We start from the raw sequence: 15,228 nt of genomic DNA, 5'->3' as shown, positions 1-15,228 counted from the left end.
GGATATTGGTATACCTTTAATCCATTGTTGTTTCAATTTAAAAAATTACTTTAACCTAAGAAAAATCACAAGTTATTCTTTAAAAACAAACAAATAACACCATTTCGACACAAAAAAAGATTAATTAATATGTGATAGATAAAAAATATCAGGAGTATATGGTGAACAAAAAACATGACTTAATGAATGGAAATAAAAAACATCTGGCTTTCTCGCTAAACTGTTAAAGGAAAGGTTAAAAGGTATAGATAAAATCTGAGAAAAAACATTATTAGATAAAACCACGAGTTATAATTCAGCATTTAAAATAAGATTTTTTGTTTATCAAATATGATCCTTAGAGCTTTCTGATGAGACTGACTTTCTATATAAAAACGGAACAGCCTATACTTCTGCTGTAACATTTTTTGTGGGCAGTATGCAGTTTTGGAATGGTTTTAATGTAATTGGTCATTTTGAAGGTTTTGGAAAAGGCACAACAGACGGCGAAAGTGCCGGTAAGGGTTACTGGGAATAATATGGTTGCATTCCTGCCGGTATTTAGCGGGAGTTAACATCAGATTTTGCTAAGCAGAATTAAGCATTCTGGCTCCATTCTGCTTATACACTTCGTCTTTCAAGTTGCCTCTTTGTTGGCTGCGCTCACTCACCCCGGTCACATAGTTATCTATGCTCCCGGGGTTCACTCCCTTGCCGCCGCAACGCATCTTGAAATTCATTGTGTATATACGCAATGAAAAGGGAATATTTATTGGATCAGGATAGATCTTTATTACGTGACAGCCAAAGAGAAAGGGCCTTTAAAGAATCTGGCGTAAATTCATCACATCGGGCTGTAATTTCTTCCGGTGATAACCAGTAAACCGCAGATACCTCTTCTTCCTGTAATGCAAATGGCCCGCGGCTGACACAACTGAACAAGCCTCCCCATATACGGCAAATTTCTTCTTCGTAATAGAAGATGCCATGTTCAGCAAAAGGAATTCCCGCAATTCCCAGTTCTTCCTCTGCTTCACGACGGGCTGATTCAAGCAGATGCTCTCCCATCGTAACTACTCCACCCGCAGTTGCATCCAGTTTGCCGGGGTAAAAATCTTTTGTTTCTGTACGGTGCTGAACCAGAATTTTTCCCATACCATCATGTACAACAATATAAGTTGCCCGATGCCTCAGGTTTTGATTACGCATTTGCTCACGGGTTGCCTGCGCGATGACTTCATTTTCTTCATTGACAATATCAACCCACTCAATATCTACTGATTTTTCTTGAGTCATCTTCAAACCTTTACTAAATAATTATATGCCGACTTTTGCTTCGGTGGAATTTTACAGCCAAACAGGAACAATGGTAATGTAATAAATCTAACATTAATCCCAACGTTATTATTACTAGAGGTTATATGATAGACCTATACTATGCTCCTACACCTAATGGCCATAAAATCGCGCTGTTTCTTGAAGAAGTGGGCCTCCCTTATACGATTTATCCCATCGATATAAGCGCCAATGAACAGTTCACGCCAGAGTTTCTCGCCATTTCACCCAATAATAAAATCCCTGCTATTGTCGACCATCAACCTGCCGACGGAGGAGAACCCTTATCGCTCTTCGAATCAGGTGCTATTTTGCTCTATCTGGCGGAAAAAACTGGGAAACTATTGAGCCAGAATGAACGGGAACGTATCCGGCAATTACAGTGGCTATTCTGGCAGGTTGGAGGATTCGGCCCGATGCTCGGGCAAAATCATCACTTTAACCGCTATGCGCCTGAAGTTGTTCCCTACGCAATAAATCGCTATGTCACAGAAACTCAGCGGCTATACAAAGTACTGAATACCCAGCTGGAAAAAACATCTTATCTCGGCGGCAATGAATACAGTATCGCGGATATTGCCACTTATCCGTGGGCGTATTGCTATGAATATCAAAAAATTAATTTGCAGGATTATCCCGCTGTAGAAAAATGGTTAGAAAAAATCAGCCAGCGTCCTGCAACGCAGGCCGTCTACAATAAGTAAGCTCTCCAAACTGATTTTTTGCTAGCTGCACTTACCCCGGTAACATAATTTATGCTATCGGGGTCACGTCTTTGTCATCGTGAAGTTGCCCGAAATATACCGGGCCTAATCATTTATCCACGTGAATTTTTCATCTGAAAACTTGATGTCGATAGCAGATAACAGCATATCTCGCTGCTGCGTACATCATCCCTTGCTATAGTCAGTCATTGACTATACTTTACGTTTTTCAGGATACCGCCTAGTTGGTGTACCTGAGAGATCCCTGATATACCCGCTTTTGCTTTGTTCACAAGGAGTGGTTATGCATATTTTAGTTACAGGGGGAACTGGACTGATAGGCCGACGGTTAGTCTATCAATTACTTTCACTCTCCCACTCCATCACTGTTCTGAGCCGGTCTCCACAAAAAGTTTATTCTTTATTTAGTGATCAGGTGGAATGCTGGACGACATTGAATGACCGGAACACTCTGGATGGCTTTGATGCAGTTATCAATCTTGCCGGTGAGCCTATCGTAGATAAGCGATGGACACCAAAACAAAAAGATAAACTCTGCCAGAGCCGCTGGGAACTGACCGAAAAATTAAGTGCGCTGATAAGAGCAGGTGAGTCTCCTCCTTCTGTTTTTATTTCCGGTTCAGCCGTCGGCTATTATGGCGATCAAGGGCAGTCCGTTGTATCAGAAGATGAGCCTCCCCATGATGAGTTTGCCCACCAACTCTGTGAACGCTGGGAAAAACTAGCCTTACAGGCTAAAAGTGAAAAAACCCGGGTATGTTTGCTGAGAACAGGTATTGTGCTGGCAAGTCAGGGGGGTGCCCTTAGTAAAATGCTGCCTATATTCCGTTTAGGGCTTGGGGGAGCTATAGGGGATGGCAGGCAATATATGCCGTGGATCCATATTGATGATATGGTCAATGGTATTTACTATCTGCTGGTCTCTCCTGAGTTGGAGGGCCCTTTCAATATGACCGCGCCCTATCCTATTCATAATGATCAGTTCAGCGCAATACTGGCAAAAGTACTGCATCGCCCTGCTTTGTTCAGGATCCCTGCTTTTGTATTAAAAATAGTTATGGGTGAAGCCGCAGCACTGGTATTAGGCGGGCAACAAGCGATACCGAAGCGGCTGGAAGAAGCCGGATTCGGCTTCCGCTATTTTGAGTTAGAAGAAGCCCTAAAACATTTACTGACGGAAAACGTCAGGCAGTATTGAACGCTGACGTTTTAAATACTGATATGTTAAATATTGACAGATTTTGCTCCCTGCCAACGATTAAATAGATCCGCTGGCAGGTCGATATAAAACTGATCAAGCACACGGTTGACTGTCTGGTCGACAATATCCTGAACAGATTCGGGCCGATGATAAAATGCAGGTACTGGCGGCATAATTACTGCCCCTATTTCAGCGGCCTGAGTCATTAACCTTAAATGCCCCAAATGTAATGGCGTTTCCCTGACTCCCAGAACCAGTTTACGCCCCTCTTTCAAAACAACATCGGCAGCACGGGTGATTAGGCCATCCGTATAGCTATGCACAATGCCCGATAATGTTTTGATGGAACAAGGTAAGATCACCATCCCTGACGTCTTAAATGATCCCGAAGAGATAGAGGCGGCAATGTCACGGTTATCGTGTACCACATCAGCAAGCGACTGCACTTCACGCAAGGTGTAGTCTGTCTCCAGTGCCAGTGTTTGCCGGGCTGACTGGCTGATTATCAGATGTGTTTCAATATCCTCTACAGGCTGTAAGACCTGTAGTAGCCGAATGCCATAAATTGCACCACTTGCCCCTGTCAGACCGACGATCAGTTTTTTCATGCGCTCCTCAGTAATACCCGAAATAACTCAATGATAGGAATGTTATTATCCTTCATTATAGATTTCCAGGCTCTCGATTTCGCTCTGTCCCTGTAATTTCATGGCATCATCTTTACGCAGGTTTTCCAGATAATCGAGATAAGTCTGATCAATATCTTTCGTGACATAGATACCGTCAAAAACTGAACATTCAAATTTTTCAATATCCGGATTTTCTTCATGCATCGCAGCGATTAAATCAGAAAGATCCTGATATATCAGGGCATCAGCACCAATCAATTGGCGAATTTCATTAACTTCACGACCGTGAGCTATCAATTCATTAGCATTTGGCATGTCGATTCCGTAGACATTCGGGAAACGGACTTCAGGCGCAGCCGAAGCAAAATAGACTTTCTTAGCGCCAGCTTCCCGGGCCAGTTCCACAATTTGCTCCGAAGTTGTACCACGGACAATAGAATCATCCACCAATAAAACGTTTTTACCACGGAATTCAGCACGGTTAGCGTTCAGTTTACGCCGGACTGATTTACGGCGTTCATGCTGGCCGGGCATAATGAAGGTACGCCCGACATAACGGTTTTTAACGAACCCCTGACGATAAGGTTTATCCAGAATATGGGCGATTTCCAGTGCTATATCGCAGGAAGTTTCAGGAATAGGGATAACAACGTCTATTTGTAAATCTTCCCATTCGCGGGCTATTTTTTCCCCTAGCTTTCTTCCCATTCGTAACCGGGCGTTATAAACGGAAATTTTATCTATAAAGGAATCTGGGCGGGCAAGGTAAACAAATTCGAACAGACAGGGAGTTAATGAGGGAGTTTCTGCGCACTGGCGAGTAAATAATTGCCCCTGCTCAGTAATATAAATAGCCTCACCTGAAGCGACATCCCGCAGGAACTCAAACCCTAAGGTATCCAGCGCCACACTTTCCGATGCCACCATATATTCACTGCGGCCATCTGCCAGTGTACGTTTCCCTAATACCAGAGGCCGGATCCCGTTCGGATCACGGAAAGCCACCAAACCATGCCCGATGATCATCGCGACACAGGCATAAGCACCCCGGATTTTCCGGTGCATTGCCGCAATTGCCGCAAAAATATCATCAGGTTCTAATGGGAAATGCGGAAATTGAGTTAACTCATCAGCAAAAATATTCAGCAGGATTTCAGAATCAGACGTTGTGTTGACATGGCGACGGGCATTTTCAAACAGACTTTTTTTCAGTTCCGGTGCGTTTGTCAGATTGCCGTTATGTGCCAATGTGATACCAAAAGGTGAGTTCACATAAAAGGGCTGGGCTTCGGAAGCGCTGGAACTCCCCGCTGTCGGGTAACGGACATGCCCAATTCCGATTGTCCCTTGTAAACGTAACATGTGTTTTGTTTCAAACACATCTTTGACCAAACCATTGGCCTTACGTAAACGGAATTCATTGTTACCATCAATAGTCGCAATACCTGCTGCATCCTGTCCACGGTGCTGAAGCACCGTCAATGCATCATAAATCGACTGGTTAACCGATGTAAAACCAACGATACCAACAATACCGCACATGTAGTCTTTCCTCATCAGTCAGGCGGAGAAGGCTATTTCTCCGGTAGGAAACTCGACGCGTTTTGCAGGTAGTCAAAAAACCACCTGATAATTTGACTGAACTGAGGGATCAACTGCGACTGTTTCCAGTCCGCACTTTGGGGAAGCGGAGTAAATGAGTCTGCAATAAACAAAATGGCAGAAACGATTAATACACCACGCAACGCCCCGAAACAGATCCCCAGAACCCGATCAGTACCTGATAAGCCTGTTCGCTGAACAAGTGAGCCAATCACATAATTTACTACTGCACCAACAATCAGTGTTGCAATGAATAAAATAGCAATCGCAACCCCATTGCGCACCAGCTCATCTCCAAGACGGGTAAAATAAACCGCCAGGTAAGTATAGAAGTGGCTTGCAACAAAGAAAGCACATCCCCAAGTGATCAGTGAAAGTGCCTCACGAACAAAACCCCTAATCAGGCTGACCAGTGCAGAGAAACCAATAATGGCAATAATTGTATAATCTATCCAGACCATATTTTAATCCAAAACAGGCTCCCGACTTTCAGGTCGGGCGCATTCTAACAGAAAACGAAAACGTTTGCGTAGCAGATTTATCACTCTGCTATTAAAAATAATTTAAGGAACCGTTCATATCTGCCTGTACAAGCTATGCGCATTATGAAGGGTTCCGGATCTTTCACGGCAGGTTTTAGCCCAGCATGTAAGAGCATGATGTTATGGCGTGTAATTTTTAATTTGCCCCTGTAAGCCGGTTAATTCTCTCAGTTCAGGCAAAATAGAGCCCAAAGCCTGTTTTGATGCATTCGGCCCGACATAAATCCGGGTTAACTGGCCTTGTACTGCCGAAGAAGGAACTGTATAGACCTGATGCCCTGAAAGACGTAGCCTAGCCACAATTTCATTCACTTTATCCGCATTTTTTAATGCCCCAAGTTGCACAACATAAGCAACGGCCTGCGGTGCCTGTTCAGCAGCACGGGGTTTCACTTCCGGCTGGCTTTCAGTGCGACTCTCTACCTTAACCTGCGGTTTGGTTTCTGTTTTAGGAGTAACAGAAAGATCAGGTTTTGCCTGTTCTCCGGTGTCTCCTGCCGTTGCTGCCGGTGGCTCAGGTACTGATTCCGGGGCTGAAGAACCGGAAAATGTATCCGTATCTTGCTGCGGCTCCTGAACTTGTGTCTGCATTGCCTCTGCAGCCCCTTCCGGAGGTGCAGACGGCATACTTTGTGTCAGTGGCGGAATCGAATCAATATTCTCTTCATCACCCGGCTTAGGCACTAATGGTATAGAAGCGAATTTTTCCTCATTGTATTTCTTATCGCCGTCCAGCAGCATCGGCAGCACGATGACACTCAGTGCCACAAGAACGATGGTTCCGACTAAGCGATTTTGAAATTTACTTGCCACGTCCCTTTATCTCCTCCAATGACTCCATAACATGAGCGACCGTATGGAAAGAACCACAGACCACGATAATATCCTGCTCTGATGCCTCTTCCATAGCCTGATGCCATGCCTGTTCAACGTCCGGGAATATCCGGGCATCGGGCAGGTGTTCAGCCAGTACAGCCGCTTCTGCACCACGAAATTCATGTAGTGATGCACAATACCATTCGTCAATTTGACTGCTAAGACAGGCCAGTGTTCCCGCGATGTCCTTATCCTGCAACATGCCGACAACACCCCGTACCTTACTGCCCGGCGAACGGGATAACTCCGCCAGTTTTTGTGCCAGATATCCGGCTGCATGGGGATTATGTGCCACATCCAGAATGATACGCGGCTTTTCCCCTATGATTTGAAAACGCCCCGGTAACTGGGCACGCTTCAAGCCATCATGAATAGCCTGTTCATCAATCGCCTGACTGACTTTATCATTCTGCTGTAACAGGCAGTGAATGACGCCCAGTGCAGTTGCAGCATTAGCTAATGGCAGGTTAGGGATCGGCAGCGAATTAAATTGTCGATCGACTGTTCGCCAGTGCCAGCTTTCTTTTTCCTGGGCAAAATCCCAGTCTTTACCCCGACAGAATAATTTGGCTCCCAGTTCATCGGCAACATCAGCAATGGACTGAGGCATATCCGGCTCGCCAACGACAGCAAAGTGCCCATGACGGAAAATACCCGCTTTTTCGCGCCCGATATGTTCACGATCCGCGCCAAGCCAATCCGTATGATCCAGTGCAATGCTGGTAATAGCGGCAATATCTGCATCGACAATATTAGTGGCATCGAGACGACCACCCAGCCCTACTTCGAGGATCACAACGTCAAGATCAGCTTCTTTGAAGAGCTGCAATGCCGCCAGTGTTCCATATTCAAAATAGGTTAAGGAGATATCACCACGCTGAGATTCAATACCGGCAAAAACACGGCAAAAATCCTGCTCTGTTGGTTCATTACCCTGAATACGCACCCGCTCGGTATAGCGCACCAGATGTGGGGAGCTGTAAACTCCGACTTTCAGACCCGCAGCCAGAAGAATGGATTCAAGGGTATGACAGGTTGTGCCCTTACCATTGGTACCGGATACCGTAATGACTTTAGGGGCCGGATGTAATAAATCCAGTTTATCGGCAAGCGTACCGATACGCTCAAGCCCCATATCAATCGCTTTCGAGTGCAGGTTTCCAAGGTAGGAAAGCCACATCGTCAGTGACGATGTGGCTTGAGGAATTTGTAAAGTATCAGACATCTTCTTTATTAGGGTTGATGTTTATGTCAACTTCGACGTCAGCAGGTTCAGCAACAATTTCTGTTACTTCTTTTTTCGCGTCGGGATGTGGCTGATGAGTCATCATGGCAAGCATACCGGCAATTCTTTCTCTCATTTCCGGACGGCGCATGATCATATCAATCGCACCTTTTTCCAGCAGGAATTCACTGCGCTGGAAACCTTCCGGTAATTTCTCACGTACGGTCTGCTCGATAACCCGTGGGCCAGCAAAACCGATCAATGCTTTAGGCTCTGCAATATTGATGTCACCCAGCATACCCATACTTGCAGTCACACCACCAAACGTCGGGTTAGTCAGAACACAAATATAAGGTAAGCCACGATCCTGCATTTTCGCTAATGCAGCACTGGTTTTTGCCATCTGCATCAGTGACATCAGTGATTCCTGCATACGTGCTCCACCACTGGAGACAAAGCAGATAAACGGGCAGTTGTCTTCCAGTGCCTGTTCAACGCCACGCACAAAACGCGCGCCAACAACCGAACCCATTGAACCGCCCATAAAGTTAAACTCAGATGCGGCTGCGACAACCGGCATATCATGTAACAAGCCTTTCATGACGACTAGGGCATCTTTTTCCTGAGTCTGCTTCTGAGCTGCTGCCAGACGATCTTTATATTTTTTGATATCGCGGAATTTCAGGATATCTTTAGGCTCTAATTCGCTGCCTAACTCTGTTGTACTTTCCTCATCCAAAAATGACTGCAAACGCTGGCGGGCAGAAATTTTCATATGGTGGTCACATCTTGGACACACTTCGAGGTTACGCTCTAATTCAGCGCGATAAAGCACCTGACTGCAACTGTCGCATTTAGTCCAAACTCCTTCAGGGATATTTGCCTTACGAGTTTGCATGATTTTGCTTTTGTTTAGAATCTTTTCAATCCAGCTCATTAATGAACCTTTCCGTCTGATTCTGGCCTATAACGGGGGCTGCATTTCCTCGGTATAAGCCAGCTTTTGTTTTACGTGCCATTAAACCACAATGCTATAACAGAGTGGATAAAAAACTGCTCAAACCTGTTTGTGGCTATCTATCATTTAGTGACATCTAATTATTATCTGACGCTTTTTTAGATGTCGCCCGGCGATGACGCCAGATTTCAATCACACCCGGCAGAATAGAAATAAAGATGATTGCAACAATCAATAATTTCAGATTCTGTTGGATAATCGGCATGTCACCGAATAAATAACCGGCATAAGTGAACAATAATACCCATATCAATGCCCCAATAACATTATATGCAGCAAAATGCCGGTAAGACATTTTGCCCATTCCGGCAACGAATGGAGCAAATGTTCGGACGATTGGCACAAACCGCGCCAGAATTATCGCTTTTCCGCCATGTTTCTCATAAAACTGATGAGTTTTGTCCAGATAGCTGCGGCGGAAAATCCGGGAATTTGGATTATTGAACAGTTTCTCACCGAAAACACGACCAATAGTATAGTTTATAGCATCCCCAATAATTGCTGCGGCAATTATCAGTGCAGCCATAATATGTACATTAAGATCGTTAGAATCCAATGCCGACAGCGCTCCCGCTACAAATAGTAGTGAGTCTCCCGGCAGGAACGGTGTAACCACCAGCCCCGTTTCACAAAATACGATTAAAAATAAGATCCCATATACCCAGTCACCATAATTGGCAACTAATTCAGCCAAGTGCGCATCAATATGTAAAATAAAATCAACAATGAACTTCGCGAAATCAATAAAATGAGTAAAAAACTCCATAATATTCCTCGTAGTGCTCAAACATCCCTGCCGTCATTCGAAAAAATCAGCATTTATCAGTCAAAACCAGTTCATCAGCCAGAAACTAGCTCATCAGCCAAAAACAAAGGCCCCATCACCGGCTCAGGCAACCCAAAATGAGCAGGATAATCCACCGCAACTAAATATAGCCCTTCAGCTTTAGCAGTTGCTGCTGCTTTTGTCCGATCTTTCAGTGCTAACAACTCAGCCATCCATTGTACGCCCTGATTACCACAGCCAATTTCAAGCAAGCTGCCGACAATATTACGTACCATATGATGGACAAAAGCATTTGCCTTGATATCCACGACAACATAATGCCCGTGGCGACTGACATTAATGTGCATCAGATTGCGCCAAGGCGAATTGGACTGGCACTGCACGGCCCTGAAAGACGTAAAATCATTCTCTCCTAACAGACACTGTGCTGCTGCATGCATCTTTTTCTCATCCAGCGGATAATGAAAATGCGTGACGCCTTTCGCCAATACCGCTGGGCGGTAACGATGGTTAAAGATAACGTACCGATACCGACGTGCTGTTGCGCTGAAACGGGCATGAAATTCATCATCTACCGCTTTCACCCAACGCACCGCAATATCCGCAGGTAAATGAGTATTAACGCCCATTGTCCATGCTGCATCTTTGCGCTGTGCCGAAGTTTCAAAATGCACAACCTGCCCAGTTGCGTGAACTCCCGCATCCGTTCTGCCTGCACAGAAAACAGCAATTGGCTCATTTGCAACTTTTGACAGCGCTTTTTCCAGACAGGCCTGTACACTTCTGACTTCCTGCTGACGCTGCCAGCCATAATAGCGGCTGCCGTCGTATTCAATCCCCAGTGCAATTTTCACTTTTTTTGCTTCTGGCACAGACTGATTCAGTTCTGTATCAGACATCAGTAAAATTGCTCCTGCATCAGTTTTTCTGCGACTTCAACCGCCATCAATGCACCGCCGAAACGAATGTTATCGGCAACAGACCAGAACTGTAACATCTCCGGCATTCCGTAATCATTACGCAGACAGCCGATACTCAGCCCATCAGCACCTGATGCGTCAGTCACCTGAGTCGGGTAATCCCCTTCTTCTGAGACCTGAATTTCTTCAAGACGTTCAAATTCGTCACGCGCTTCTTCTACGCCAACAGGACGCAGTGTTTCCACACTGACCATCTGGGCAATACCGTAGAAAACGGAAGACTGAACACAGCTGACTGAAACAGGTAAACCTTCATCCTGTAATATTCTGCGAACCTGATCGACAATCCGGCGCTCTTCACGCACTGTTCCTTCCGCATCAGGCAGCAAAGGCAGTAAGTTGAATGCCAGTTGTTTATTGAAACGCCCTTCATCTGGTGGAATACCATTTAATAAACGGGCACTTTGCCCCGCCAGTTCGTCAATCGCTGCTTTACCATGAACAGAAACCGGCAGGATATTGGTCAGTTGTAAACGCGCGATACCCGCAGTATCAATTAAAGGTTTAATAGCCGTTAACACCTGACTGGTTGCACTATCTGCAACCGCAACAATATTACGGTTACGATACTCAGCCAGCGCATGCGGATTTACTGTCGGCACAACCAATGGAACATCCGGTTCAGCGGCAAACAATCCGCTGCTGTCAATCACCAGACAGCCCGCATCTGTTGCCTGTGAAATATGTTGTGCTGTGACTTCCATACCCACAGCAAAAAATGCTAGCTGTACCTGTGACCAGTCAAATTCGGCAACATCGCGAACGGCGACGTTCTTACCGTTAAACCGCTTAATGCTACCGACACTTTGTTCACTGGCAAGAAGATGCAGTTCACCAACCGGAAACTGGCGCTCCTGTAATAACGCCAATATCGCTTCACCTACTGCGCCCGTTGCACCCAACAGCGCAATATTCCAACCTTCTGACATGTTGGTTTTCTCCACTTCTCTAGTATTTTGCTGGCAGGCAGAGAATTCTGCCTGTTGTTAACTCAATACAGTTAATTCGATACGGTTAATTGAGTTCCGTTAATCAACTGTTTTTAAATGACTTTAGCGTCAAATCCAATCTGGGATAGTAATTGAGCACTGCTTTCAGAATCACAATGCACGGTCAGGGAAGACCACTCACGGCGTTCCGGATAATTTTTCCGCAGCTGGTCAAAAGCACCGTTCTGACCGGCTACCTGACGCAATGGTGCATCATCACGGCGCACATCATACACTAAATGCATCAGACGCTTCAGGATGCTTTGTGTCACTTCACCACGAACCGTGATATGGCTGAAATCAGACTCAGGCAGTAAATCAGATAATGCGGTTTTTTGTGGCTTCCCTAAAAATTCACAATACGCCTCAAAAACCTGAGTTGTACCACGCGCCTTGCCTTCCAGAGTATATCCCGCAATATGCGGTGTACCGATATCCACCAGCTCCAGCAAAGGTAATGAAAGGTTAGGTTCTGGTTCCCAGACATCAAGTACGACGCGCAATTTTTTTCCGTTTTGTAAAGCTGATAACAGTGCCTGATTATCAACCACTTCACCACGGCTGGCATTAATTAAGATGCAATTATCCGGCAAGGCAGAAAGCAGTTCTGCATCTGCCAGATGATAAGTCTGATAAGGGCCTGATGTATTAAGCGGGGTATGGAATGTCAGAATATCTGCCTCTTTGACCAGTTTTTCCAAAGGCCAGAATTCACCTTCATCTCCCCGATCTGCCCGCGGCGGGTCGCACAAAAGAGTTTTCACGCCCAGAGCGTCCAGTCGTGCTGCCAGACGTCCCCCGACATTACCAACACCGACAATACCGACAGTTTTTTCTTTCAGCTGAAATTGATCCTGCTCTGCTAATATCATCAGCGCGGAGAAAACATACTCAACAACAGCAATTGCGTTGCATCCGGGAGCAGCAGAAAAACCGATCCCCGCCTGCTCTAACCACGGCTGATCAACATGATCCATACCCGCAGTCGCTGTACCGACAAATTTTACAGCACTGCCTTTTAACAGGGACTCATTAACTTTAGTGACAGAACGCACCATAAAGGCATCTGCGTGTTCCAAAACACCCTCAGGCACAGGGCGCCCCGGAATTGCCTGAACTTCTCCTAATTGTTTAAAGAGTTGTTCAGCATAAGGCATATTTTCATCGACTAAAATTTTCACTTTTCTTATCCAACGACTTAAGTGGGCGTGATCCGCTATTCTGCCATTTAATCGACATAATGCCTAATCTCCCTTTATCTTTCTGCTTGGCGCTTTATCAGAAAATTTCTACAGCCCAGTACACTCTGATTGATGTTTATTTCAGCTCATCCTTTCCTGAAACGTTCCGGCGTTGTTCCTGCAATCTGTTGAAACATGGCAATAAAAGCGGACGATGAGCTATAACCAACATCAAATGCAACTTCATAAACGCTTTTCCCCTGTGCCAACAAAGAAATCGCATGCAGAAAACGCAGACGCTGTCGCCACTCACTAAAAGACATTCCTAGTTCCTGCTGACATCGACGTGATAAGGTTCTTTCCGAGGTATAACGCTTCTTTGCCCATTCTACCAATGAAGTATTATCAGCGGGGTTATGCTCTAATTCCTGTAAAATCGGTGCAAGAAGTTTATCTTTTGATGAAGGCAGGTAAGTATTCTGGCTTGGTGACAGTTCAAGCTGATCGATAAGAATCTGTGTCAGACGCTGATCTTTATCGGTCTGTGGCCTAATTACCTTACGGCTAAAGAAATCCTGCATAATGGCATGAAAAATAGAACTTAGCCGGATAAGACATGGATGAGAAGGCAAAGATTTGCTCAATTGCGGTGAAATATCGATTATCCAAAACCGCATTGTTTTCCGGTTATAACTCGAATGAACACTATTTTTCGGGATCCAGATACAAAACTCCGGTGGAGCCAGAAAACGCTGTCCTTCCACAGTCATCTCCATAACGCCGCAGACAACATAAATCAATTGCCCGAATGGGTGGGAATGCAACATGAATTCAGTATCAGCATTCAGGGTTTCATCACGAAAAATGAGAGTGTTGGGCATATCCCAGTCCGGTAACTGAAACATCATTTGGTTAACTCCCTTTCAAAAAATTCATTTTTACTTCCAAAAACGGAGAGGAATTTATAAATTGTCCTGATTGCCTCATCAGTTGGCGGATTTTCAATATATATAATAAATCGGTCACTGCTACACTAAGTACACGATGTTCTACACACAATTAAATTCAATGAAAAATTTATTATTTCCCCTTATTGCTGTCCTGATTTGGTCAGCTAATGCGGTAGTCAGTAAATCCGCAGCAACCTCAATTGAACCCGGCGCTATCGCTTTCTATCGCTGGTTTGTCGCGTTTTTGATTTTGACGCCTTTTATCTTACTGCCAGTACTAAAACAATGGAAAACAATCACCCCACACTGGTGGAAGTTATTGATTCTGGGTTTTCTTGGTATGGTTCTTAATCAAAGCCTGATTTACTATGCCGCCCATACTGTCAGTGCAACACTAATTGGGATCTTAACCTCATTAATTCCGTTGCTGACGATCATACTCAGTATATTTGTTCTACGGATCACACCGACCATTGGAATTATACTCGGAAGTGCTTTGTCACTATTTGGGCTGATATGGCTAGTGGGTAAAGGTGAACCGTCTACTTTGTTGGAAAACGGATTAGGGATCGGAGACATAATGATGTTTATTGCATCAGCCGCTTATGCTCTGTACGGCGTCCTGACCAAACGCTGGGCAATTCCATTACCCAACTGGCAGGCACTTTATATTCAAATTGGGTTTGGCGTGCTGTTACTTTCTCCCAACTTCATGATGACAGAAGATGTCCAGCTAACCAGTGATAATATCCCTCTTGTACTGTTTGCGGGTATTCCGGCTTCAATTATTGCACCTTACGTGTGGATACAGGGAGTTAGCCGACTGGGTGCAAATATGACATCGATATTTATGAACCTGGCTCCGGTCTTTACTGCCATGATTGCGATTGTAGTACTTCACGAAAAGATGTATAGCTATCACCTTATCGGAGGAGGTATTGTGTTAGCTGGTGTAATGATTGCTCAACAATTACGTACTCCAATTAATAGTTATAAAAAACAAACTGAAAAAAGTATCAAAAGTTAATCATCAGCAATTTTAAATAACTTTATCACCAGTTATCGCCCAACAGTACCATTGGGCGATAACTGCAAAAACAGATCGTAATAACTCTCCACCAAACTGAATCTATTTACCATTCCCTGCATTTATTGTTCATAACTCACTTGTGAATTATTAAACTGAAATCTATTGACTCTATAATCTAT

The 15,228-nt window shown here is 44.8% G+C and carries 15 protein-coding genes; 3 read left to right on the top strand and 12 right to left on the bottom strand.

Translation table 11 applies throughout. From position 1 onward, the window contains the following. Nucleotides 1-756: 756 nt before the first annotated feature. The gene (gene yfcD / locus AACX38_RS20455; protein ID WP_228865431.1) at nucleotides 757-1,275 is read right to left on the bottom strand and encodes an NUDIX hydrolase YfcD; all 519 of its coding nucleotides are present in this window, start codon (nucleotides 1,273-1,275) and stop codon (nucleotides 757-759) included. Between the two features lie 125 nt (nucleotides 1,276-1,400). Between yfcD and AACX38_RS20450 the strand changes: the two genes are divergently transcribed. Both AACX38_RS20450 and AACX38_RS20445 read left to right on the top strand, forming a co-directional pair. Next, nucleotides 1,401-2,018 (top strand): glutathione binding-like protein, encoded by a 618-nt coding sequence (locus tag AACX38_RS20450; RefSeq protein WP_099121120.1) that lies wholly within the window; start codon nucleotides 1,401-1,403, stop codon nucleotides 2,016-2,018. A 304-nt stretch (nucleotides 2,019-2,322) separates the two neighbouring features. Beyond that, complete coding sequence (locus AACX38_RS20445; protein WP_228865430.1) at nucleotides 2,323-3,237, top strand: TIGR01777 family oxidoreductase; 915 nt, start codon at nucleotides 2,323-2,325, stop codon at nucleotides 3,235-3,237. 26 nt (nucleotides 3,238-3,263) lie between these two features. Here the strand turns inward: AACX38_RS20445 and AACX38_RS20440 are convergent, their stop codons facing one another. From AACX38_RS20440 to AACX38_RS20390, 11 genes are all read right to left on the bottom strand, one after another. Continuing rightward, nucleotides 3,264-3,848 carry a UbiX family flavin prenyltransferase gene (locus tag AACX38_RS20440; protein WP_228865428.1) on the bottom strand — a complete coding sequence of 195 codons (585 nt, stop codon included), beginning with the start codon at nucleotides 3,846-3,848 and terminating at the stop codon, nucleotides 3,264-3,266. Nucleotides 3,849-3,893: 45 nt separating this feature from the next. Then, on the bottom strand, nucleotides 3,894-5,411 hold the full coding sequence (gene purF, locus AACX38_RS20435; protein WP_228865426.1) for an amidophosphoribosyltransferase: 1,518 nt from the start codon (nucleotides 5,409-5,411) through the stop codon (nucleotides 3,894-3,896). Nucleotides 5,412-5,443: 32 nt separating this feature from the next. After that, a complete protein-coding gene (cvpA, locus tag AACX38_RS20430) occupies nucleotides 5,444-5,932 on the bottom strand; it encodes a colicin V production protein (protein WP_099108427.1) in 489 nt (162 codons plus the stop codon). A gap of 201 nt (nucleotides 5,933-6,133) precedes the next feature. Beyond that, nucleotides 6,134-6,826, bottom strand: a complete 693-nt coding sequence (gene dedD / locus AACX38_RS20425) for a cell division protein DedD (RefSeq protein WP_228865425.1) — start codon at nucleotides 6,824-6,826, stop codon at nucleotides 6,134-6,136. Next, a complete protein-coding gene (gene folC, locus AACX38_RS20420) occupies nucleotides 6,816-8,114 on the bottom strand; it encodes a bifunctional tetrahydrofolate synthase/dihydrofolate synthase (protein WP_228865424.1) in 1,299 nt (432 codons plus the stop codon). Before folC ends, dedD begins: the two co-directional genes overlap by 11 nt. Next, entirely contained in the window at nucleotides 8,107-9,051 is a 945-nt protein-coding gene (accD, locus tag AACX38_RS20415) for an acetyl-CoA carboxylase, carboxyltransferase subunit beta (RefSeq protein WP_228865423.1), read from the bottom strand. Before accD ends, folC begins: the two co-directional genes overlap by 8 nt. Before the next feature lie 157 nt (nucleotides 9,052-9,208). Next, a complete protein-coding gene (locus tag AACX38_RS20410) occupies nucleotides 9,209-9,898 on the bottom strand; it encodes a DedA family protein (protein WP_255712231.1) in 690 nt (229 codons plus the stop codon). A 74-nt stretch (nucleotides 9,899-9,972) separates the two neighbouring features. Continuing rightward, the gene (gene truA, locus AACX38_RS20405; protein ID WP_099121113.1) at nucleotides 9,973-10,818 is read right to left on the bottom strand and encodes a tRNA pseudouridine(38-40) synthase TruA; all 846 of its coding nucleotides are present in this window, start codon (nucleotides 10,816-10,818) and stop codon (nucleotides 9,973-9,975) included. Next, on the bottom strand, nucleotides 10,818-11,828 hold the full coding sequence (locus AACX38_RS20400) for an aspartate-semialdehyde dehydrogenase (protein WP_228865421.1): 1,011 nt from the start codon (nucleotides 11,826-11,828) through the stop codon (nucleotides 10,818-10,820). The genes truA and AACX38_RS20400 overlap by 1 nt, the downstream gene beginning before the upstream one ends. 113 nt (nucleotides 11,829-11,941) lie before the next feature. Then, complete coding sequence (pdxB, locus tag AACX38_RS20395) at nucleotides 11,942-13,069, bottom strand: 4-phosphoerythronate dehydrogenase PdxB (RefSeq protein WP_228865420.1); 1,128 nt, start codon at nucleotides 13,067-13,069, stop codon at nucleotides 11,942-11,944. A gap of 146 nt (nucleotides 13,070-13,215) precedes the next feature. Beyond that, a complete protein-coding gene (locus tag AACX38_RS20390) occupies nucleotides 13,216-13,977 on the bottom strand; it encodes an AraC family transcriptional regulator (RefSeq protein WP_228865419.1) in 762 nt (253 codons plus the stop codon). Nucleotides 13,978-14,137: 160 nt separating this feature from the next. Between AACX38_RS20390 and AACX38_RS20385 the strand changes: the two genes are divergently transcribed. Further along, nucleotides 14,138-15,046 carry a DMT family transporter gene (locus AACX38_RS20385; protein ID WP_228865418.1) on the top strand — a complete coding sequence of 303 codons (909 nt, stop codon included), beginning with the start codon at nucleotides 14,138-14,140 and terminating at the stop codon, nucleotides 15,044-15,046. The last annotated feature ends 182 nt before the right edge of the window (nucleotides 15,047-15,228 follow it).

It is taken from the genome of Xenorhabdus sp. PB30.3 (assembly GCF_963895965.1).
GTDB lineage: Bacteria > Pseudomonadota > Gammaproteobacteria > Enterobacterales > Enterobacteriaceae > Xenorhabdus > Xenorhabdus stockiae.
Note: the sequence above shows the minus strand (reverse complement) of the source record. Positions and strands in the feature narration are given on the sequence as shown.

Bases quoted from the DNA above. Each gene is read 5' to 3' on its own strand.
- AACX38_RS20450 (WP_099121120.1), top strand. From the start codon at position 1,401: ATGATAGACCTATACTATGCTCCTACACCTAATGGCCATAAAATCGCG.
- AACX38_RS20390 (WP_228865419.1), bottom strand. From the start codon at position 13,977: ATGATGTTTCAGTTACCGGACTGGGATATGCCCAACACTCTCATTTTT.
- AACX38_RS20400 (WP_228865421.1), bottom strand. From the start codon at position 11,828: ATGTCAGAAGGTTGGAATATTGCGCTGTTGGGTGCAACGGGCGCAGTA.
- purF (WP_228865426.1), bottom strand. From the start codon at position 5,411: ATGTGCGGTATTGTTGGTATCGTTGGTTTTACATCGGTTAACCAGTCG.
- AACX38_RS20385 (WP_228865418.1), top strand. From the start codon at position 14,138: ATGAAAAATTTATTATTTCCCCTTATTGCTGTCCTGATTTGGTCAGCT.
- yfcD (WP_228865431.1), bottom strand. From the start codon at position 1,275: ATGACTCAAGAAAAATCAGTAGATATTGAGTGGGTTGATATTGTCAAT.
- accD (WP_228865423.1), bottom strand. From the start codon at position 9,051: ATGAGCTGGATTGAAAAGATTCTAAACAAAAGCAAAATCATGCAAACT.
- folC (WP_228865424.1), bottom strand. From the start codon at position 8,114: ATGTCTGATACTTTACAAATTCCTCAAGCCACATCGTCACTGACGATG.
- AACX38_RS20445 (WP_228865430.1), top strand. From the start codon at position 2,323: ATGCATATTTTAGTTACAGGGGGAACTGGACTGATAGGCCGACGGTTA.
- truA (WP_099121113.1), bottom strand. From the start codon at position 10,818: ATGTCTGATACAGAACTGAATCAGTCTGTGCCAGAAGCAAAAAAAGTG.
- AACX38_RS20410 (WP_255712231.1), bottom strand. From the start codon at position 9,898: ATGGAGTTTTTTACTCATTTTATTGATTTCGCGAAGTTCATTGTTGAT.
- AACX38_RS20440 (WP_228865428.1), bottom strand. From the start codon at position 3,848: ATGAAAAAACTGATCGTCGGTCTGACAGGGGCAAGTGGTGCAATTTAT.
- cvpA (WP_099108427.1), bottom strand. From the start codon at position 5,932: ATGGTCTGGATAGATTATACAATTATTGCCATTATTGGTTTCTCTGCA.